This is a genomic window from Streptomyces sp. SID4985 (assembly GCF_009863025.1).
Lineage (GTDB): Bacteria > Actinomycetota > Actinomycetes > Streptomycetales > Streptomycetaceae > Streptomyces.
Window position 1 is genome coordinate 1 of record NZ_WWIR01000060.1, and the last position, 477, is coordinate 477.

Sequence of the window (477 nt, forward strand, 5' to 3'; positions counted from 1 at the left end):
CGAACCCGGAAGCTAAGCCTCACAGCGCCGATGGTACTGCAGGGGGGACCCTGTGGGAGAGTAGGACGCCGCCGAACAATCTTTGGAGGACCCCTGGTCCCAGCGTTCAGCTGGGACCAGGGGTCCTTTTGTTTTTACAATGCTTGTTGTACCTGAAGACAGGAGTCATCCGATGGCCACCAACTCTCCCGACGACCGACCGGAGCGCGACCAGCGGCGACGGGACAGTGGTGACCGCGGCGAACGCGGCGGCTACCGCGGTGCCCCGGGCCGAAGCGGCAACGACCGTGGCGACCGCGGCGGTTCCGACCGCGGCGGCTACGGCCGGCGCGACGACAACCGCCGTGACGACAACCGTGGCGACCGCGGCGGCGACCGTCCGTCCTTCCGTCGTGACGACAACCGCGGTGGTGGCGACCGCCCGTCGTACCCGCGCCGCGACGACCGTGGCAGCGACCGTCCCTCGTACCCGCGTCG

General features: G+C 69.4%; 1 rRNA gene and 1 pseudogene. Both read left to right on the forward strand.

The features are described from left to right. A 5S ribosomal RNA gene (gene rrf, locus GTW40_RS02335) occupies positions 1–77 on the forward strand; the annotation flags it as partial. Positions 78–172: 95 nt separating this feature from the next. Then, positions 173–477: pseudogene (locus tag GTW40_RS02340) on the forward strand (RNA helicase); the annotation flags it as partial.